The organism is Tundrisphaera lichenicola (assembly GCF_051175385.1).
Classification (GTDB): Bacteria; Planctomycetota; Planctomycetia; order Isosphaerales; family Isosphaeraceae; genus Tundrisphaera; species Tundrisphaera lichenicola.
Genome location: NZ_CP195106.1, coordinates 6,361,124 through 6,379,093 on the forward strand (window position 1 = coordinate 6,361,124; position 17,970 = coordinate 6,379,093).

The window sequence follows — 17,970 nt, forward strand, 5'->3', positions numbered from 1 at the left end:
GGGTTGAGTCAAGAGACCGATGGCCGCCAGGATAACGGAGCCGGACAGCCGAGGGCAGGGGCTGCCGGTTTTGGCCTCGGTCGGTTCGTGGAGGAGCGAACGGGCTGGGGACGGGCACCTCGCGGACTCGCCAGTCCCCAGCCCGTTCGCTCTTCTTGGGTGCCATGCTCTCGCGAAGCGTGAGCATGCGGGGTGATTTGAACGTCCTCTCCTGCTCACGCTTCGCGAGAGCATGGCACCCGGCCTGCCGCCATAAAATGCGCCGATGCCGACGAGGAGGCCCCGGGTTGTGCGGCCCGGGATCCCCCTGTAAAATGCCACCCAGGCTGAAGTTAAACAAGTTATCAAAATAGGGGATTACCCTGATGGCCGATTCTCGCATTTCCCGACGCTCCGCACTGAGGCAGCTCGGAGTCGGCACCGCCGCCGCCTTCGCCGCCCCCTCGGTGTTCCGGCACCACGCTCACGCCGCGCCGAGCGAGACCGTCTATCATGCCAGCTTCGGCGCCTCGGGCATGGCCGCCGCCGACATCCAGAGCCTCTCGGCCAGCAAGCACTTCAAGCTGGTCGCCGTGGCGGATGTCGACCTCTCGCGGACCGAGGAGATCAAGAAGAAGTTCCCGGGCGTGAAGGTCTACCAGGACTGGCGGGAGTTGCTGGACAAGGAGAAGGGCCTGAACTCGGTCAACATCTCGACGCCCGACCACATGCACGCCCCGATCACGATGAGCGCCATGCAGCGGGGGCTGCACGTCTACACCCAGAAGCCGCTGACCCAGACGATCTACGAGGCCCGCCGCCTGACCGAGGTGGCCCGCGAGAAGAAGCTCGTCACCCAGATGGGGATCCAGATCCATTCTCACGTGGTCCATCGGACCGTCGTCGAGACGATCCACTCCGGGGTGATCGGGAAGGTCAAGGAGGTCCATAGCTGGAGCGGCAAGGACTGGGGCGACAAGAACCCCCGGCCGACCCGGGTCGACCCGATCCCCGCCCCGCTGGACTGGAACGGCTGGCTGGGGGTCGCGGCCGAGCGTTCCTTCATCTCCGGCTATTACCACCCGGGCGAGTGGCGGAAGCGGCTCGACTTCGGCACCGGGACGTTCGGCGACATGGGTTGCCACATCCTTGACCCGGTCTATGCCTCGCTGGCCCTGACCGCCCCCAAGTCGGTCCGCTCCGACGGCGACAAGCCCAACGCCGATAGCTGGGGCCTCGACAATCAGGTCCGGTACATCTTCCCGGAGACGCCGCACACGACCGAGGAGCTGACCCTCCACTGGTACAACGGCTCGCTCCGCCCCTCGGCCGAGGTGAAGTCGCTCATCGGCAACCGCCCGATGGCCGGACAGGGTTCGATCTACATCGGGACCGAGGGGGTCCTGTATTCCCCGTACATCGACGCGCCGGTCCTCCTGCCCGACGAGAAGTTCAAGGAATACAAGTTCCCGGAACCGGGCGGCAATGACCACTACGTCCAGTTCGTGGAAGCCTGCCGGGGCAATGGCGAGACCTCCGCGCCGTTCGCCTACTCGGGCCCGCTGACGGAGATGGTCCTGCTGGGCTGCCTCTCCACCCGCTTCCCGCACACGACCCTGGAATGGGACGGGCCCGGCATGAAGGTGACCAACGTCGCCGGGGCCAACGCCTTCGTCCGCAAGCAGTACCGCGAGGGCTGGGCGGTCGAGGGGATCTGAGTCTTCCGGTTCGGATATCCATCCCGGCCTGCGAGCGAACGGCGGTTCGCTCTCAGGCCGGTTCGATTGACGGTGCCTTTGGTTGGTGGCCAGCCCGGTCGTCCGCGGGTGCGAATCTCAGGATGCTCGCCAGCAGTCCCGGGAACCGGCCCTCGACGCCGGGCCGCAGCGACACGAAGCAGCGAGTGCCTTCCTTGCGATGGTCGATCAGCCCGGCCAGCCGCAGTGCCTTGAGGTGGTGGCTCAGGGTCGAGGGGCAGACGTCCACGTCGAAGTCGCCCCAACCGTGCTCGGCGCCGTCGGCGAGGCGTCCCATGATCGTCAGCCTCATCGGATCGCTGAGGGCCCCGAGCACGCCGCAGAGCGTCATCTCCTCGATTCTCGGATGCGACAGTTGCCTCATCGGGGCGATTCCCTAGAATGTTCGGCGTTCGACGAACATCGAACGAACTGGCCTCGAGCAGACAGGCTATTCTAGCGTCCCGGTCGGAGAAGGCCATCACGACCGGGGGACGATCCTTGGAGGAGCGACGCGATGCCCGGACTATTCGACCCCATCCGCATCGGCGAGATCAACCTGCCCAATCGCATCGTCATGGCCCCGCTGACGAGGTGCCGGGCCGTCGGCGGGGGCCGCGTGCCGAACGCGTTGATGGCCGAGTATTACCGGCAGCGGGCGACGGCCGGGATGATCCTGACCGAGGCGACATCGGTCGATCCGATGGGGGTCGGATACCCCGACACCCCGGGCATCTGGTCCGAGGAGCAGGTCGAGGGCTGGAAGGGGATCACATCGGCCGTCCACGACGCTGGCGGCCGGATCCTGCTCCAGCTCTGGCACGTCGGGCGTATCTCGCATCCGACCTACCTCGACGGCAAACTGCCCGTCGCGCCGAGCGCGGTGCAGCCGGCGGGGCACGTGAGCCTGATCCGGCCGCTCACGCCCTTCCCGACGCCGAGGGCGCTCGGGCGTGAGGAACTCCCCGGGGTGATCGCCGCTTATCGCAAGGGCGCCGAGAACGCCGAGAAGGCTGGGTTCGATGGCGTCGAGATCCACGGGGCCAACGGCTACCTGCTGGACCAGTTCCTCCAGGACGGCTCGAATCGCCGCGAGGACGACTACGGCGGCCCGATCGAGAACCGCGCCAGGCTGATGCTCGAGGTAGTAGACGCCGTCACGTCGGTCTGGGGTCGCGGCCGAGTCGGCATGCACCTGGCCCCCCGGGCCGATGCCCACGGCATGGGCGACTCCGACCTCGTGGCCACCTTCGAGTACGCCGCCCGGGAGCTGGGCGCCAGGGGCATCGCCTTCCTCTGCACGCGGGCCAAGCAGCTCGAAGACGGCCTCGGGGCGAGGCTCAAGGCGGCCTTCGGCGGGGCCTACATCGCCAACGAGAAGTTGACCAAGGAGACGGCCGAACGGCTGATCGGGGCGGGCGAGGCCGACGCCGTGGCCTTCGGCATCCCATTCATCGCCAACCCGGACCTCCCGCGCCGGTTCGCCTCGGATGCCCCCCTGAACGAGCCCAACCCCTCCACGTTCTACGCTCCCGGGCCCGAAGGTTACACCGACTATCCCGCCCTGGAAGACCTCGCCGGTGCCGCCTGATGCCCGAACAACACCGACCCGAGATCGAGTTGCTCCGCGCGGCCTACGCGTCCTTCAATGCCCGCGACATCGACGCCGCACTCCCCCTCATGACCGCCGACGTGGCCTGGCCTCGTGCATTCAAGGGGGGATTCGTCCGCGGCCCCGAGGCCGTGGGCGCCTATTGGGCCGAGCAATGGGGCGAGATCGACCCCCACGTGGAGCCGATGAGCTTCCATCCGAAGGATGACGGAAGCATCCTGGTCGAGGTGCATCAGGTGGTGCGCGACCTGGCCGGTCGCGTCCTGGCCGAGGAGCGAGTCGGCCATCGCTTCACGTTCCGGCTCGGCCTGATCCAGGCCATGGAGGTCGGTCCGTACCCTTCGCTCGACGACACAGCCGGATCAATTTCCTGATAATCGAGAAGATCTAGGCCGATCTGGATCTCGATCATGGCGAGCTGGCCCCGTCGGACTGAGGGCCAGTGGGGGCGTCCTCGCCGGCCCGAACCGGCCGCGAGGAACGCGAGGATTCGGGCCGGTCTCGCGGATGGATTTCTCGTGCCGGAGTGCCCGGACTCGGCTAGGATATCCACCGGCGAATCGCTCGCTCATTTCTCAAAGTCCGGGGGTGGTCGTGGTCGTCGATCCGGATTTCGTCTTCATCGTCTCGTACGAATGCCCTCGCTGCCGGACGGCGTTGGAGGCCCGGGCCTCGGGCCCGCCGACGTGGCTCCGGTGCCCCGAGTGCGGGCGGGCCAGCCTCCCCCCGGAACACATGCGAGGGCCAAGGCCCCCGGTCGAGCCGCAGGACATCAAGATCGGCACCTTCACCACGGGGAGTTCGGCCGCCTTGCCGATCCGCCCTCGGTCGATGGCCCCGATGCCGCTCAACCCGGCGGCCAGGGCCCCGGCCGGGCGCCTGATGCTGGGCTCCGCCTTCTTCCTGACGATCTGCCTGTTCCTGTTCTCGCTGCTCTCGGGCAACGCGGGCCGGTCGGCCCTGTTCGGGATCGCCTCGGCGGTCTTCCTGTTCCTGCTCTCACGACCGGTGGCCCCCAACCGGGAGTGACCGTTCATGGACCGGCTCCCGCTGATCGACCAGTTCCCTTACCGGTTCTACCCGCCGAGATCGAGCCCGTTCTGGCACGCCGTGGCCCGCCCTTATAATTCGATCGCGCTGCTGCGCCGCGAGCAGAACGTCCGCGCGATCGAACTCCAGGGGTTGGAGCACCTCGAACCCTTGCTCGACCGGGGCGACGGGGTCCTGATCACGCCCAACCACCCCGACAACGCCGACCCGGCGGTGATGTTCGAGGTCAGCCACCGGGTGGGTCGCCGGTTCCACTACCTGGCGGCCTATCAACTCTTCCGGGGGATGGCCCGGCACGTCCTGCCGCGAATCGGGGCCTTCCCGATCGACCGGGAAGGGGCCGACCTCCGGGCGTTCAAGGCCGGGGTGGGCATCCTGACCCAGGCTCGGACGCCGCTGGTGATCTTCCCCGAGGGGGAGATCTACCACGTCTCCGACCGCCTGACGCCGCTCCGCGAGGGGGCCGTCGCCTTCGCCACGACGGCGGCGAAACGCCTGGCCGAGTCGGGGAAGACGGTCTGGGTCGTCCCGACGGCCGTCAAATATCGCTTCCTCGACGATCACGACCCCATGCCCGCGCTGGTGGCGGCGATGGATCGGCTGGAGTCGCGATTCACCTGGCTGCCCGAACCCCACCGGCCGCTGGTCGAGCGGATCTACGGCTATGCCGAGGGACTCCTGGCGCTCAAGGAGCTGGAACTCCTGGGCGAGGCGAAGGCCGGGCCGCTGAAGGAGCGGATCGCCGGGCTCCGCGACGCGATCCTGGATCGGATCGAAGATCGGAGGGTCGGCAAGCGTCGGGTCGATTGCGTGCCGGTCCGGGTCAAGGAGCTTCGGAAGTCCTGCCTCGAAGCCCTGGCGAGCCCGTCGCTCGACCCCGCGGAGGCCCTCGCGATCCATCGAGACCTCAACGACCTCTTCGTCGCTCTCCAGCTCTTCAGCTATCCGGGGGATTACGTCCGGCAGGAGCCGACGCTGGAACGGATCGCCGAGACCCTGCTCAAGTTCGAGCAAGATACCCTGGGGGCCGAGGTCGCGAGGCCTCGGGGGCCTCGCCGCGCCATCGTCCGGTTCGGCGAGCCGATCGACGTGGCCCGTCGCCTGGCCGAGCTGGGCAAGCCACGGGTGGCGGTGGGGGCGATCACCGAGGAGTTGCAGTCGAGGATGCAGCGGCTCCTGGACGCGATCGGGCCGGGGCGGGCGATCGGGGGCATCCTTCCCTCCCCATCGGAGAGGATCGCGCGGTCCGTCGCGGCCTCGAATGGCTCATGATGGCCCCTTGGCCTTCTTGACATGCTTGTCAAAAAACGCGATCGAGCGCTGATAGGCGTCGACGTTCGGCTCACCCCGGAATCCATGCCCCTGGCCGGGATAGACGCGGATCTCGAAGGGGAATTCCTTGTCGCTCAGGATCTTTTCAAGCTTCCGGGCCTCCGAGACGGGCACGATCTCGTCGGCCTCGCCGTGGAGGATCAGGGTCGGCGGGAACCGCTGGAGGTTCCGGGCGAACAGTTCGGGCAGGCCCCCGAAATACTCGACGACCGCCGAAACGCGCGAGTCGCGGCTGGCCACCGAGAGCGAGAGATACGAGCCCAGGGAGAACCCCAGGAGCCCGATCCGCCCGGGGTCGACAATCTCCTGGTGCTGGAGGAGCGTGATCGCGTCGCCGATGGTGACCATCCAGGCCGAGAACGACTTGAGGATGACCGACAAATCGGCCCGTTCGGTCCCGGTCTGGTCGAAGTAGTGGACGAGCTGGGCGACATACCCCCGACGGGCCAGCTCTCGGGAGAATATGCGGAACTCGGGCCCGCCGACCTCCATCCCCCCCGCGCCGTGGAGGACCACGATGGCCGGGTACTTGCCCGGCTCGGCCGGTTCGAACCGCTCGATGTGGATTGTCTTGCCGAGACTGGTGAACGAGCCCGTCGACTCGACGATCTCGCCCCGGGCCGCCCCCCCCAGGATCATGACCAGCCCCAGCCCGATGGCGGATGAGTAGGTTCTCATGGAGGTATCGTAGGACTGGCTGCGAGGCCCGGCAAGGACCGGGGGCGAAACCGAGCGGCTTGCCGCGGTCGTGGCATCCACGCGATAATCTTCGGGCGTCGGCAGCGTCTTCGAGGGTCGCAAAGTAGGGGTCAGGATCGATGTCGAACCCGCTGATCGGGCAGGTTGCGCTGGGGATCTACGGTTTCCTGCTGATCGTGGGGGGGATCATCGGCTATCGGAAGGCGGGCAGTCGCCCGTCACTGATCGCGGGGAGCCTGAGCGGGATCGTGGCCTTCGCGGCCCTGGCGGTCTCGACCCGGAGCCTCCTGGGATTCCAGATCGGTGCGGCCCTGGCGGCCCTGATGCTGGTCGTCTTCGACATCCGGTACTTCAAGACACGCAAGTTCATGCCCTCGGGCCTCCTGGCGGCCCTCAGCCTGATCACCCTCGTGATCCTCGTGTTCGTGATCTGGAAGTGAACCCGGGGCGGGGGGAATCCCCGGGGCCCCGACGCCGACCAAGGATCGTCCTCAATGAGCAAGAAGATCCCAACCTGGACCCGAAGGCGCGTGGGGCGGACCAAGGTCTACTGGGTGGCCTACGACGATCAGCCCGGGACCGAAGATCGAAAGGTCGTGAGCCAGGGGTATGAACCCGACATGGTCAAGGCCGACGCCGCCGCCCGGCTCGCCCTGTCCGAGGCAGGCCTCTACCAGGCCCGTCGAACTTCGGGCGCGGCCTCGGCCCGAAAGCAAGTGGCCCGCCCCTCCGAGCCCGGCCAGGGCCGCCCCCGTCGCTACCTGTACACCCGCCGCCACGGCAACCCGGAAGGCGACGTTCACATCCGCGCCCACCTGATCACGAAGTCCACCCCCCGGAAAATCTACGTCACGGAGCGATCGTGCTGGACGGCCCAGATCGGGACCGAGGACGAGGAGTGGGGTCCGTCCGAACGGACCATCGCGCTCGATCGGGCCAGGCTGGACCAGGATGGCTCGGTCACTTCCACCCGGCTCCGCGATTCCAGCTTCTACCGATCCCTGGACGAAGCGACGGGCGACCTGACCCTGCCGGAACGACGGGCCTTCCAGTTGCTCGGACTCGGGAGCCCGTGCACTCGGGAGGACCTCAAGGTGGCCTATCGCCAGAAGGCGTTAGACGTCCATCCCGATCGGGGAGGGGCCGACGGGGCGTTCCAGGCGGTCGAGGATGCCTATCGCCGACTCCTCCGCGCGGCGGGTGAGCCGGACTGAAGTCGGCTCGTCGACACGACGTATGATTCCGACCGAAACTTTCGGCGACATTCGGGGTTCTATGATATTACTGGGGTGATTCGCGCCCGATCATCGGTCTCCAGCCCGAGAGGATGGCTCGTTCATGGCCGGATTTCGAGGAACCCTGGGAACCTGGCTCGGCCTGGCGGCCTCGATCACCCTGGCGGCCAGCCTCGCCCGAGGCGAGGACAGATCGCAGCCCGCAAGCCCCGCCCCGATCCGACCATCCGAAATCGATGCCCTGATCGCCGGGGACCTGAAGGCGAACCAGATCACGCCCTCGCCGATGACGACCGACGAGGAGTTCATCCGACGGGCGACCCTCGACGTCCTCGGCCGATTGCCCGAGCCGGGGGCGATCCGCGAGTTCGTGGCCTCCCGGCGCAAGGACAAGCGGTCGATCCTGATCGACCAGTTGCTCGGCCAGCCCGAATACGCCGAGAACTGGGCCCGATACTGGCGCGACGTGGTGTCCTACCGGTCGCCCAACGAGGTCGATCGCCAGGTCAATTATCCCCTGTTGCAGGAGTGGCTGGCCGGCGAGTTCGCCGCCAACAAGCCCTGGGACCAGATCGTCACCGCGATCCTGACCGCCAGCGGCCGGAACGACGAGGTGGGCGCGGTCAACTTCGCGATGGCCGAGGAAGGGCAGGCCGTCGAGCTGGCCGGCGAGGTCTCGCGGATCTTCCTGGGCATCCAGATCCAGTGCGCCCAGTGCCACGACCATCCCAGCGACCCCTGGAAACGCGAACAGTTCCACGAGTTCGCCGCGTTCTTCTCGGGGGTCAAGCTCCGGCGGGCCGGCAAGCCCCAGCAGGGCCTGAGGCCAGTCTTCCAGATCGTCACCAAGGGTCCGGCCCGGTACGCGATGCCCGACCTGAAGGACCCCTCGAAGACGATCCCGGTCTCACCTCGATTCTTCCTGAACGACGCCCCGAAGCTCGACGAGCCGATCCCGGGCGATCGGCGGCTCGACCTCGTGGCGGGCTACGTCACCTCGCCCGAGAACCCGTGGTTCACCCGGGCCTTCATCAATCGGATCTGGTCGACGCTGGTGGGCGAGGGGTTTTACGACCCCGTGGATGACCTCGGCCCCACCCGGACCGCCAGCTCGCCGGAAGTCCTGGACCTCCTCTCCGACGGCTGGAGGCGGTCGGGCCTCGACATCAAGTGGCTCTTCCGGACGATCCTGAACACCGACGCCTACCAGAGGAAATCCCGCTCGACCGACACCGCCGCCGGTCGGACGGCGTTCGCATCGAACTGCCCGAGCCGGCTCCGGGCCGATCAGATCTTCGACACCCTGGCCCATGCGCTCGACCTCGGGCACGAGCGCGACCAGGCGTTCCCGGGGATGGTCCGCGCGAGGGGGAAGGCCGCCGGGAAAGCAGCCCGGAAGGCCCAGGTCGGGGAAATCCCCCGCGAAGATCGGCTTCGCGAGCAGTTCAACAAGGTCTTCGGGGTCGACCCGTCCACGCCGAGCGACGCGGTCCTCGGGACGATCCCGCAGGCCCTCCTCCTGATGAACGGGCCGATGATCGCCCGGGAGATCCAGGCCCGGCCCGCGACCATGCTCGGCCAGCTCCTGATCGCCTACCCCGATAACCGGAAGGTCCTGGACGTCCTCTACCTGAGGGCCCTGGGGCGAAAGCCCTCCGCGAAGGAGGTCGCCACCTGCTCGCGATACCTCGAAGGCGTCGGGGATCGACGCGAAGCCTTCGAGGACATCCTCTGGGCCCTGATCAACTCCACGGAATTCCTCAGCCGCCGGTGATCCGGCCCTCCACTCCTCCCGATTTGAGGCGATCCGCCATGTTCGAATCGAACATCCTGAAAGTGGCGATGGGAGGCGAGGGAGTGATCTCCCGGCGGTCGATCCTCCGGGGGATCGGCCTGGGGGCGGCGGGACTGAGCTTCCCCGAGCTGATGGCGGCCCGGGCCGACGAGCTTCGGAAGCGGCAGATGGCCTGCATCCTCCTCTGGATGGGGGGCGGGCCGAGCCAGCTCGAGACCTGGGACCCCAAGCCCGGGACCGATCACGGCGGGGACACCCGCGCCATCGAGACCGCCGTGCCCGGCATCCAGATCGCCCACCACCTGCCGAGGATGGCCTCGGTCATGAAGGACGTGGCGATCCTCCGGTCGATGACCAACAAGGAAGGCAACCACCAGCGGGCCACCTATCAGGTCCGGACCGGATACGCCCCCTCCGGGACGGTCAAGCATCCGGGCTTCGGCAGCGTGGCCGCCGCCGAGTTGGGCGACCCCAGCTTCGATCTCCCCCACATCGTGAGCATCGGGACCCGCGAGGTGAACGTCGGCGCGGGGATCCTGGGCGTGAAGTACGAGCCCTTCCTGGTGCCCGACCCGCTCAAGCCCCCGCTCAACGTCCAGCTCCCGGTCCCGGCCGGCCGGTTCGTCCGCCGGCTCAACCTGATGCACTCGCTGGAAGTCGGCGGCTTCGGCAACTCGGGGGGGCTGGACCGGGTCCGCGAACACCACGACATCTACAAGCAGACCTCGGCCATGATACTCTCGCCCCACATGAAGGCGTTCGAGGTCGACGCCGAGGATCCCAAGACCCGGGCCCTCTACGGGGCCACCCCCTTCGGCCAGGGGTGCCTCCTGGCTCGTCGGCTGGTCCAGGCGGGCGTGACCTTCGTCGAGGTCAGCTCGCCAACCCGTTGGGATCACCACAAGGAGATCAGCGATTCGGTCGCGAAGAACGCGTCGAGCGTCGACCCCGGCTTCGCCGCGCTCGTGACCGACCTCAAGGCCCGGGGGATGCTCGACCGGACCCTGGTCGTCTGGATGGGGGAGTTCGGCCGGACCCCCAAGATCAACCCCAACGCCGGCCGGGACCATTACCCGCGAGTCTTCAGCGTCGCCCTCGCGGGAGGAGGGGTGAAGGGGGGCCAGGTCATCGGGGCCTCGACCCCGGATGGTTCGGCCGTCCAGGACCGCCCGATCACGATCCCCGACCTGATGTCCAGCTTCTGCCAAGCGTTGAAGATCGACCCGAAGAAGGAAAACATGAGCCCGCAAGGGAGGCCGATCAAGATCGTGGATGGCGGATCGCCCATCCGGGAGCTGTTCGCCTGAGCGATCCTTGCGGACTCATCATGGAACACCCACACAATTGTCGTTGAGGGGGGATGGCCTCGCGGTTATGATCCACGGATCGGGTTGACCCAACGGACCTGGGGAGATCGCCATGCAGCGGATCGGGCGGAGCCTGTCGTTCCTCACTCTCCTCCTCATCCCTGGCCTGGGACATCCCACCCGAGGCGACGACGCCCCGAAGGTAGAAAATAAACCGCTCCCGGACATCGATGCCGTCCTGTCCCGATGGCACGAGCGGATGGCCTCGGTCACCACGCTCGAAGTGAAGTTCCGCCGGAAGGAGGAGCAATCCGTCTGGGAGGCCCGGGAGTCGGTGGGAAGACTCGTCCTCGAATCGCCCGGCTTTGCCCTGTTCGAGTCGGAATACGCGAAGCTGGACGAGGAGGGCAAGCCTTCGACCTTCCGTTCCCGAATGACCTGGAAAGAAGGGGAGTTCCTCCTCTTCGACTACGACCGGAATCATGTCGGGAGATACCAGCGAAGGAAGGAACACGCGCGCCCTCCCCAATTCCTGACCCTCCCATTCCTCTTCCAAACCACCGTCGAGCAAGCTCGCGAGAAGTACGACTGGAGCGTGCTCGGGGAACGCGATGGCCGGGTCTGGCTTCAGGCCACTCGCAGGGGCGAGAAGAAGGGGACCTTCGATCCCGATCGATGGTCGATCATCCTGAATCGTGGCTCGAATCTGCCGGAAAAATTCTTCCTGGAAGAAACCAAGGATCGCGAGCGGCAAACCTTCGAGATCGTGGACCTCAAACTCAACCAGCCGATCGATCCCGAGTTGAAGAACCCTTGCCTGGATGCCTGGTGGATCGACGAGGCCCCCAAGTGGCTCGCCTGGTTGATCTCGCAATGAAGTATGGTCCGACAATCCTCCTGATTGGCCTGGTCGCGGGATGCGGAGACGCGAAGCCGGCCCGGCCGACCTCGGCCCACGCCCCGGCCCCCCTATCGATCCAACGGCCCGAGGGGGGGATGCGGGTCTTCTCGGCCTCGGACGACTTCGCGACGAACTTCGGCTTCGAAGGGGCTCGCGGCAGCGTCCGGGTGACGATGGAGATCCAGCGCGTCGACGCCTCGAAGGAGCAGGGGGGGCCAACGATCAACGACGTCCTGTTCCGTGCCGAGGGGGACGGCCGGATCTCGATCATCTTCCACAAGCCCAAACCAGGACAGCACGACGGGCGGGTCACGATCCGCTGCGAGTCGGGCGGCGAGGAGTCGGAGGCCGAATTCGAGCCCGACCTCTGGATGGAACACCCCACCGCGATCGTCACCTTCGATCCCCCACCGACCGAACCGGCCGACACGATCGCCGAGGATCGCGAGATCGTCCTGGCCCGCTACATCGCCCGGAACATGCCGCAGGACATCCGGCTCACCCTGAAGGCCGTCTTCTCGAAAGCGTCCGTCCCGCCCCGCGTGAAGGCCAAGGCCAAGGCGAAGCCGCCTCGCTGAGCCGTCATCGACGCGATCGGACGGGCGGGGCAGGGGCCTCGGAGAGCGATCCGAGGACGCGGATCAGGTCGGCGGCCAGCGCTTCGAGGCCGGCCCCGGGATCGGTCCGGTCGACGACGGCGGTCGAGGCCTGGGCGAGCATCAGGTTGATCGTCGCCAGCTTCTGACCGGGCAGGGCGTCCCCCCCGGCCCGGAAGTCGGTCCGGACCGCGATGATCGGGATCCCGAGCGCGTAGGCCAACCCGCACTCGAAGCTCGTCCCGCTATCGGGGTCGGCCCCGTCGAGGATCGCCACGATCGCGTCGGCCGAGCGGACCCCGTCGACATCGACCCGGAAGATCGCGTCCGCGTCGAGCGTCGCGATCGCCTGGACCTCGGTCTGGGGCAGGAACACCGAATGCCCGGCCTCGGTCAGGAGCCCGGCCAGCCGGAGGTTCCAGGCTCGTTCGGCCTGGGTGAACAGCGGCCCGGCGAGGTAGAGATTCATGATCGTCGAGGATTCCGGTCGGGAATTAGGTTCGAGCGGGCATCCTCCAAGTCTGTCGTGACCGATTCGGATTTTCCAGGTTGGATCGATCGCAAGGATCACGACAAACTTCACCGAAGCGCCGGCAAGGGGGATTTTCCGCAAGATCCGGGAGACTCCGGCCGATCCTGTTGGGTAGGACAATGTCCCGATGGATGTCGGGACAGAGCGCCCAGGCTCGCGCCTGCCGCCGGAATCGGGCGGGGAAGGGCGGGGGTCGCGGGTCGAGATTGGTCGGGAAAGGAGTTCCCAGAGATGAATCGGCTTGTACGTTTCAGCCTCGCGCTACTCGGGCTGTCGCTGGTCGCCCCCCTCGGGGCCTACGCCCAGGACGCCTCGGCCGGATACCGGCCCCTGGCCGGCAAGCCGTCGACGGCGGCCCCCCACAAGCATCGGGGTCGGACCCTCTGCGCCAAGTGCGCGGCGGCGGCGGAAAAGGTTGGGATGATGCCCCCGGGCAAGATCGTCGCCTGTGCCCACTCGAAGAACGGCGTTTGCACCGCCTGTGCCGCGGCCCTGGCCTTGCCGGGACCGGTCGTGATGATGGGGTCCCCGTCGGCCGTCGAGGAGCCGGGTCGGGCGGTCGCCAGCTCGGGCCCGGCGGCCGGTGCTCCGATGATGGCCGGTCGAGGGACCTCGGAGGCCCCGTTCGACGGCGAGATGGGCGGCCCGAGCCCCATCGGCGTGGTCCAGGCCAACTTCTCGCAGGGCGCCCCGACGGGGATGCCGGCCGCCTCGATGGTGCCCACCGCGTCCTCGATGATGCCCGGCCACGCCATCGCCGAGGCCGGAGCCGGCCCCGCGCCGTTCCAGCACCGGACCACCTCCTCGTCCAACCCCCGGATTCTCGGCCACCTGTTCGGCTGGTCGGGGATCGGGAGCGAGCGGGCCGAGGCCCGTCGCCAGCGGAAGGTCGAGTCGCACGCCATGATCCACTATGACAACGCCGGGTCCACGGTCAACGAAGTGCCCGCCTCGGCGGTCTACGGCCGCTGATCTCGCGCCGGATAACACTCCCAATTGCACCCCAACGGCCTCGCCCCACTCCGGTGGGGCGAGGCCGTCTTCGCTTTGACTCCAGCCGGAGGCCCCGTCCGCCGATGTTAAAGTGCGGAAGCCTGGGTCATCAGGCGATTCGGTGTTCGGTGCGAGGGATGGCTCCCCGCGACGACCCGACGCGACCCCGGCGACGATGATGGCGGGTTATGCGTGCAGGACGCCGCAGCCTCCGCCACCGCTCGCACGATACCGATCCACTCCAGGAGGGATTCCAGCGTCTGACGACAAGGGAGTGACGATGCGTTTCGGTCATTGGCGAGGGGTGATGTTCGCGGCAGCCCTGTTCCTCTCGATGGCGGCGGGCCGGATGGCCTCGGCCGACGGCTTCGGCCACACGATGCCTCGCGAGATCCTGGCCCGCGACCTGGCCACCGGCCAGCCCTACATGGCACCCGCGATCCCCTGGGGCCACTATGCCAAGAGTGGCATCGGTGACCACTTCTTCCCCAAGGGCGGCCTCCTGGGCAAGCTCCACTCGGGAGCCGGCTGCATCGGCTGCGGCAATGGACTCTTCGGCGGACACGGCAACTCGGACGGCCACGGACTCTTCGGCGGCCACGGCGGCAAGTGCGGCCACGGCCTCTTCAACCATTGCGGCAGCGGAGTCGGTGACGGATGCGGCGACCCCGGCTGCGGTGGCGGCCACGGCAAGCGTCTGAAAAATTGCGGCCTCTGCAAGGGCAAGGGCTGCGGCCTCTGCCGTTCCAGCGGCGCCGGCGAGCCGATCCACGCCCTGGCGTCGAGCCAGGCCCCGCCGGCCCCGACGAAGATCGTGATGCCCGCCCCCCAGGCGGCTCCGATGGCCTCCTCCCAGTGCGGCGACCCCGGTTGCAATCTGGGCAAGGGCCACCACCACGGCAATAACGGGATGTCCATGGGCGATCCCTGCGGCTCGTGCGGCGGTCGGGGCTGCGGCCTCTGCCACGGCCTGGGTCGGCTCTTCAACCACTCCGGCAACGCCTGCGACTCCTGCGGCGGCACCGGCTGCGGCAAGTGCGGATTCCTGAGCAAGCTCTGCGGCGGCTGCGGCGGCAAGGGTTGCGGCATGTGCGGCATGGGTGGGCTCGGCAGCCACCTCAAGGGCAAGCTGGCCGGCCTGCTCCACCACAACAAGATCAAGTACTTCGTCGGCCCCGGCGGGCCGGTCCCCCTCACCCCGGGCTACACCCCCTACGTGGTGACCACCCGGTCGCCCCGCGACTTCCTGGCCTTCCCGCCCTACACCCCGGACGGATTCTGATCGCTCGAAACCCGGGCCCCGCCCTCCCGAGGAGTCGGAAGGGCGGGGCCTTGTTCCCTGGATTGATATCAGGCCCACCCGACTCCCTCTGTCGGCCCGGCCATCCCCGCGTCTGACACGGAGGATTCGATGCGACGCGCTCTCGACCCGATGACCCGACCGTCCTGGCTCTGCCTGGGCCTCCTGGCCGCCCTCCTGGGCGCACCGACCGCCGCGAAAGCACAGGTCCCTCAGCCCCACATCCCCGATGTGAATGAGCGAAGCGGCCTCCTCCAGCGGTTCCGGATGTTCAAGACCAACCTGCCGCAAGACCCGTATCGCGACACCTTCTACGGCTCACGCTACGGCGATCACGGCAAGATACTCGACACCAACACCTTCTACGACGGCGGCCTTTACGGCGTCCGGCTCCCGGCGAAGGACACCGCCTCGGTCTATCCCTTCTTCTTCGGCTCGCCCGGCCGGAGCACGATCACCGAGGAAAGCCGTGCCTGGAAGCCCTCGTGCCTCCGGGCGATCCAGCAGCTCACCCACCAGCGAAAGCCGGTCGGGATGTATTACGACCGGGGCAGCTATGTCCCGATTTACGACCTCGACTCGTTCTCGCCCGGCCCCGGGCCCGATTATTTCCCCTGGTTCTTCCAGGGCTCACGCGGCGGTTGAACGCCGGCCCTCCCGATCTCCGGACGCGCCCAAGCTCCCCTCGGCTCGCCTTTCCTCTCCGGAGGATCGGGGATCCGGGGGGTCTTTCATTTGAGGGCCGTCCGCTCCCGAATCGGCAAACTGGCATGGGTTGTGCTGGATTATCCGGTGGCACCGACCCTTCGGGATGGCCGGTGCCGTCGATCTAACCTGGAGTCACCGGCGCCATGAGCTTCGCACACCCTCCCCGAGTCGCGGTCCAGGGGATCCGCGATTACGAAGAAGAACATCGCCCGACCAGCGGGATCAACGTCGGGAATGTCGAACGCTGGGCCTCGGCCATCGGCGGGACCCTCCTGATGACCCACGGCCTGAAGCGAGGGAGCTTCGGCGGCCTCGCGCTGGCGATCCTCGGCGGGAGCCTCGTTTACCGGGGCCTCGGCGGACACTGCCCGGCCTACGAGCTCTTGCAGATCGACACCTCCGATAAGCACCGGGCCGAAGACCAGGAACATCCCTTCCAGGGCCGCCTCATCAAGCACTCGACCACCATCGAAGGCCCGGCCGAGGACCTCTATCGGTTCTGGCGAGAACAGACCAACGCGCCCCGGTTCATGAGCAACGTCGAATCGGTCACGATGACCGGCGAGAAGACCTCGCACTGGGTGGCGAAAGGCCCGATGGGGCGGGACTTCGCCTGGGATTCGGAAATCATCAACGAGGAACCGGGGCGTTTATTCGCCTGGAAGTCGCTGCCGGGGAGCGACCTGAACCATGCCGGGACCGTCCGCTTCGAACCGGCGACCGGGGGCCGAGGGACCGTCGTCACCCTGGAAATCAGCTACGAGCCGCCCGCCGGCACCCTGGGGGTCGTGGTCGCCAAGCTCCTTGGCGAGGACCCGGACGGTCAGACCCGGGAGAACCTCCGCCGCTTCAAGCAGCTCATGGAAACCGGGGTGATCGCCACGGTCGAGGGCCAGACCTCCGGTCGAGTCGATCTGCCCACGAGACTCGGCTCCTGAGTCGAGATCCACGGGAGACGATTCCCGACGCGCACTCCCGCCACCCAACCTCACCATAAAACACCAGGGCGAATCCAAATCATGAAGGCCGTATGCTGGGAGGGGAAGGGGAAAGTCCGCGTCGAAGCGGTCCCCGACCCCAGGATCCTGAACCCCCGCGACGCGATCGTCCGGATCACCTCGACGGCGATCTGCGGGTCCGATCTCCACCTCTACGACGGGTATATCCCGACCATGCAGAAGGGGGACATCCTCGGCCATGAATTCATGGGCGAGGTCGTCGAGCTGGGCCGGGAGGTCAAGAACCTCCGGCTCGGCGACCGGGTCGTCGTCCCATTCCCGATCTCCTGCGGCCGCTGCTTCTTCTGCAAGAAGGGGCTCTGGTCCTGCTGCGACAACTCGAACCCCAACGCGGCGCTGGCCGAGCTGGCCTATGGCTACTCCTCGTCCGGAATCTTCGGGTACTCCCACCTGTTCGGCGGCTATGCCGGGGGACAGGCCGAATATGCCCGGGTCCCGTACGCCGATGTCGGGCCGATCAAGATCCCCGACGGGCTCGATGACGAACAGGTCCTCTTCCTCTCGGATATCTTCCCGACCGGCTACATGGCGGCCGAGAATTGCGGGATCCAGGGGGGAGACACCGTGGCCGTCTGGGGTTGCGGGCCGGTCGGCCAGTTCGCGATCCGGAGCGCCTTCCTCCTCGGTGCCGAGCGCGTCCTCGCCATCGACGAGATCCCCGGGAGGCTCCGACTGGCCGAGAAGGCCGGGGCCGAGACGATCGACTTCGGTCGGCAAGACGTCTTCGAGACGATCCGGGAGAAGACCGGCGGCCGGGGCGCGGACTCGTGCATCGACGCGGTCGGCCTGGAGGCGCACGGGCACACCATCGGGGCGGCTTACGATCGCGCCAGGGCGTTCGTCGGCCTGACCACCGACCGGATCACCTCGGTCCGCCAGGCCATCCAATCGTGCCGGAAGGGGGGGACCGTCTCGATCCCCGGCGTCTATGGGGGGCTCCCCGACAAGTTCCCCCTCGGGGCGGCCTTCTCCAAGGGCCTGACCTTCAAGATGGGCCAGACCCACGTCCACCGCTACCTCCAACCCCTCCTCGAACGGATCCAGAAGGGGGAGATCGACCCGACGGTAATCATCACCCACCGGATCAAGCTCGACCAGGCCGCCGAAGGATACGCCACCTTCCACTCCGATAAGGATTGCTGCATGAAGGTCGTCATGAAGCCCTGAGCCGTCGAA

At 67.4% G+C, this 17,970-nt stretch carries 19 protein-coding genes; 16 read left to right on the forward strand and 3 right to left on the reverse strand.

Annotated elements, in window-relative coordinates:
* The first annotated feature begins 365 nt into the window (after positions 1-365).
* Entirely contained in the window at positions 366-1,697 is a 1,332-nt protein-coding gene (locus P12x_RS25120) for a Gfo/Idh/MocA family protein (RefSeq protein WP_435007760.1), read from the forward strand.
* Positions 1,698-1,749: 52 nt separating this feature from the next.
* Here P12x_RS25120 and P12x_RS25125 read toward each other — a convergent pair whose 3' ends face one another.
* Positions 1,750-2,100: an ArsR/SmtB family transcription factor gene (locus P12x_RS25125; protein ID WP_435007761.1), complete on the reverse strand. Its 351-nt coding sequence runs from the start codon at positions 2,098-2,100 to the stop codon at positions 1,750-1,752.
* Between the two features lie 132 nt (positions 2,101-2,232).
* Between P12x_RS25125 and P12x_RS25130 the strand changes: the two genes are divergently transcribed.
* The 4 genes from P12x_RS25130 to P12x_RS25145 all read left to right on the forward strand — a co-directional run bounded on the left by P12x_RS25130 (position 2,233) and on the right by P12x_RS25145 (position 5,649).
* Positions 2,233-3,306, forward strand: a complete 1,074-nt coding sequence (locus P12x_RS25130) for an alkene reductase (RefSeq protein ID WP_435007762.1) — start codon at positions 2,233-2,235, stop codon at positions 3,304-3,306.
* Positions 3,306-3,701 (forward strand): nuclear transport factor 2 family protein, encoded by a 396-nt coding sequence (locus P12x_RS25135; protein WP_435007763.1) that lies wholly within the window; start codon positions 3,306-3,308, stop codon positions 3,699-3,701. The genes P12x_RS25130 and P12x_RS25135 overlap by 1 nt, the downstream gene beginning before the upstream one ends.
* Positions 3,702-3,921: 220 nt before the next feature.
* Positions 3,922-4,356: a hypothetical protein gene (locus P12x_RS25140; protein WP_435007764.1), complete on the forward strand. Its 435-nt coding sequence runs from the start codon at positions 3,922-3,924 to the stop codon at positions 4,354-4,356.
* Positions 4,357-4,362: 6 nt separating this feature from the next.
* Positions 4,363-5,649, forward strand: a complete 1,287-nt coding sequence (locus tag P12x_RS25145) for a lysophospholipid acyltransferase family protein (protein WP_435007765.1) — start codon at positions 4,363-4,365, stop codon at positions 5,647-5,649.
* On the opposite strand, the gene P12x_RS25150 is transcribed toward P12x_RS25145, so the two are convergent.
* Positions 5,644-6,387, reverse strand: coding sequence for a dienelactone hydrolase family protein (locus P12x_RS25150; protein ID WP_435007766.1), 744 nt, complete (start codon positions 6,385-6,387; stop codon positions 5,644-5,646). The genes P12x_RS25145 and P12x_RS25150 overlap by 6 nt on opposite strands.
* 140 nt (positions 6,388-6,527) lie before the next feature.
* On the opposite strand from P12x_RS25150, the gene P12x_RS25155 reads away from it, so the two are divergent.
* The 6 genes from P12x_RS25155 (at position 6,528) to P12x_RS25180 (ending at position 12,224) form a co-directional block, all read left to right on the forward strand.
* Positions 6,528-6,848, forward strand: coding sequence for a TMEM14 family protein (locus P12x_RS25155; protein ID WP_435007767.1), 321 nt, complete (start codon positions 6,528-6,530; stop codon positions 6,846-6,848).
* A 54-nt stretch (positions 6,849-6,902) separates the two neighbouring features.
* Positions 6,903-7,622, forward strand: coding sequence for a J domain-containing protein (locus P12x_RS25160; protein WP_435007768.1), 720 nt, complete (start codon positions 6,903-6,905; stop codon positions 7,620-7,622).
* A gap of 124 nt (positions 7,623-7,746) precedes the next feature.
* On the forward strand, positions 7,747-9,417 hold the full coding sequence (locus P12x_RS25165; protein WP_435007769.1) for a DUF1549 domain-containing protein: 1,671 nt from the start codon (positions 7,747-7,749) through the stop codon (positions 9,415-9,417).
* Between the two features lie 38 nt (positions 9,418-9,455).
* A complete protein-coding gene (locus tag P12x_RS25170; protein WP_435007770.1) occupies positions 9,456-10,745 on the forward strand; it encodes a DUF1501 domain-containing protein in 1,290 nt (429 codons plus the stop codon).
* Between the two features lie 112 nt (positions 10,746-10,857).
* Positions 10,858-11,622: a LolA family protein gene (locus tag P12x_RS25175; protein WP_435007771.1), complete on the forward strand. Its 765-nt coding sequence runs from the start codon at positions 10,858-10,860 to the stop codon at positions 11,620-11,622.
* Entirely contained in the window at positions 11,595-12,224 is a 630-nt protein-coding gene (locus P12x_RS25180; protein ID WP_435007772.1) for a hypothetical protein, read from the forward strand. Before P12x_RS25175 ends, P12x_RS25180 begins: the two co-directional genes overlap by 28 nt.
* Positions 12,225-12,228: 4 nt before the next feature.
* Here P12x_RS25180 and P12x_RS25185 read toward each other — a convergent pair whose 3' ends face one another.
* Positions 12,229-12,711 (reverse strand): nucleoside 2-deoxyribosyltransferase, encoded by a 483-nt coding sequence (locus P12x_RS25185; protein WP_435007773.1) that lies wholly within the window; start codon positions 12,709-12,711, stop codon positions 12,229-12,231.
* Positions 12,712-13,005: 294 nt separating this feature from the next.
* Between P12x_RS25185 and P12x_RS25190 the strand changes: the two genes are divergently transcribed.
* From P12x_RS25190 to P12x_RS25210, 5 genes are all read left to right on the forward strand, one after another.
* Positions 13,006-13,746, forward strand: coding sequence for a hypothetical protein (locus P12x_RS25190; protein ID WP_435007774.1), 741 nt, complete (start codon positions 13,006-13,008; stop codon positions 13,744-13,746).
* A gap of 301 nt (positions 13,747-14,047) precedes the next feature.
* Positions 14,048-15,049 carry a hypothetical protein gene (locus tag P12x_RS25195; RefSeq protein ID WP_435007775.1) on the forward strand — a complete coding sequence of 334 codons (1,002 nt, stop codon included), beginning with the start codon at positions 14,048-14,050 and terminating at the stop codon, positions 15,047-15,049.
* 129 nt (positions 15,050-15,178) lie between these two features.
* Entirely contained in the window at positions 15,179-15,712 is a 534-nt protein-coding gene (locus P12x_RS25200; protein ID WP_435007776.1) for a hypothetical protein, read from the forward strand.
* A 206-nt stretch (positions 15,713-15,918) separates the two neighbouring features.
* Positions 15,919-16,713 carry an SRPBCC family protein gene (locus tag P12x_RS25205; protein ID WP_435007777.1) on the forward strand — a complete coding sequence of 265 codons (795 nt, stop codon included), beginning with the start codon at positions 15,919-15,921 and terminating at the stop codon, positions 16,711-16,713.
* 81 nt (positions 16,714-16,794) lie between these two features.
* Positions 16,795-17,961, forward strand: a complete 1,167-nt coding sequence (locus P12x_RS25210) for a zinc-dependent alcohol dehydrogenase (protein ID WP_435007778.1) — start codon at positions 16,795-16,797, stop codon at positions 17,959-17,961.
* The last annotated feature ends 9 nt before the right edge of the window (positions 17,962-17,970 follow it).

Bases quoted from the DNA above. Each gene is read 5' to 3' on its own strand.
- P12x_RS25120 (WP_435007760.1), top strand. From the start codon at position 366: ATGGCCGATTCTCGCATTTCCCGACGCTCCGCACTGAGGCAGCTCGGA.
- P12x_RS25125 (WP_435007761.1), bottom strand. From the start codon at position 2,100: ATGAGGCAACTGTCGCATCCGAGAATCGAGGAGATGACGCTCTGCGGC.
- P12x_RS25130 (WP_435007762.1), top strand. From the start codon at position 2,233: ATGCCCGGACTATTCGACCCCATCCGCATCGGCGAGATCAACCTGCCC.
- P12x_RS25135 (WP_435007763.1), top strand. From the start codon at position 3,306: ATGCCCGAACAACACCGACCCGAGATCGAGTTGCTCCGCGCGGCCTAC.
- P12x_RS25145 (WP_435007765.1), top strand. From the start codon at position 4,363: ATGGACCGGCTCCCGCTGATCGACCAGTTCCCTTACCGGTTCTACCCG.
- P12x_RS25150 (WP_435007766.1), bottom strand. From the start codon at position 6,387: ATGAGAACCTACTCATCCGCCATCGGGCTGGGGCTGGTCATGATCCTG.
- P12x_RS25155 (WP_435007767.1), top strand. From the start codon at position 6,528: ATGTCGAACCCGCTGATCGGGCAGGTTGCGCTGGGGATCTACGGTTTC.
- P12x_RS25160 (WP_435007768.1), top strand. From the start codon at position 6,903: ATGAGCAAGAAGATCCCAACCTGGACCCGAAGGCGCGTGGGGCGGACC.
- P12x_RS25165 (WP_435007769.1), top strand. From the start codon at position 7,747: ATGGCCGGATTTCGAGGAACCCTGGGAACCTGGCTCGGCCTGGCGGCC.
- P12x_RS25170 (WP_435007770.1), top strand. From the start codon at position 9,456: ATGTTCGAATCGAACATCCTGAAAGTGGCGATGGGAGGCGAGGGAGTG.
- P12x_RS25175 (WP_435007771.1), top strand. From the start codon at position 10,858: ATGCAGCGGATCGGGCGGAGCCTGTCGTTCCTCACTCTCCTCCTCATC.
- P12x_RS25185 (WP_435007773.1), bottom strand. From the start codon at position 12,711: ATGAATCTCTACCTCGCCGGGCCGCTGTTCACCCAGGCCGAACGAGCC.
- P12x_RS25190 (WP_435007774.1), top strand. From the start codon at position 13,006: ATGAATCGGCTTGTACGTTTCAGCCTCGCGCTACTCGGGCTGTCGCTG.
- P12x_RS25195 (WP_435007775.1), top strand. From the start codon at position 14,048: ATGCGTTTCGGTCATTGGCGAGGGGTGATGTTCGCGGCAGCCCTGTTC.
- P12x_RS25200 (WP_435007776.1), top strand. From the start codon at position 15,179: ATGCGACGCGCTCTCGACCCGATGACCCGACCGTCCTGGCTCTGCCTG.
- P12x_RS25205 (WP_435007777.1), top strand. From the start codon at position 15,919: ATGAGCTTCGCACACCCTCCCCGAGTCGCGGTCCAGGGGATCCGCGAT.
- P12x_RS25210 (WP_435007778.1), top strand. From the start codon at position 16,795: ATGAAGGCCGTATGCTGGGAGGGGAAGGGGAAAGTCCGCGTCGAAGCG.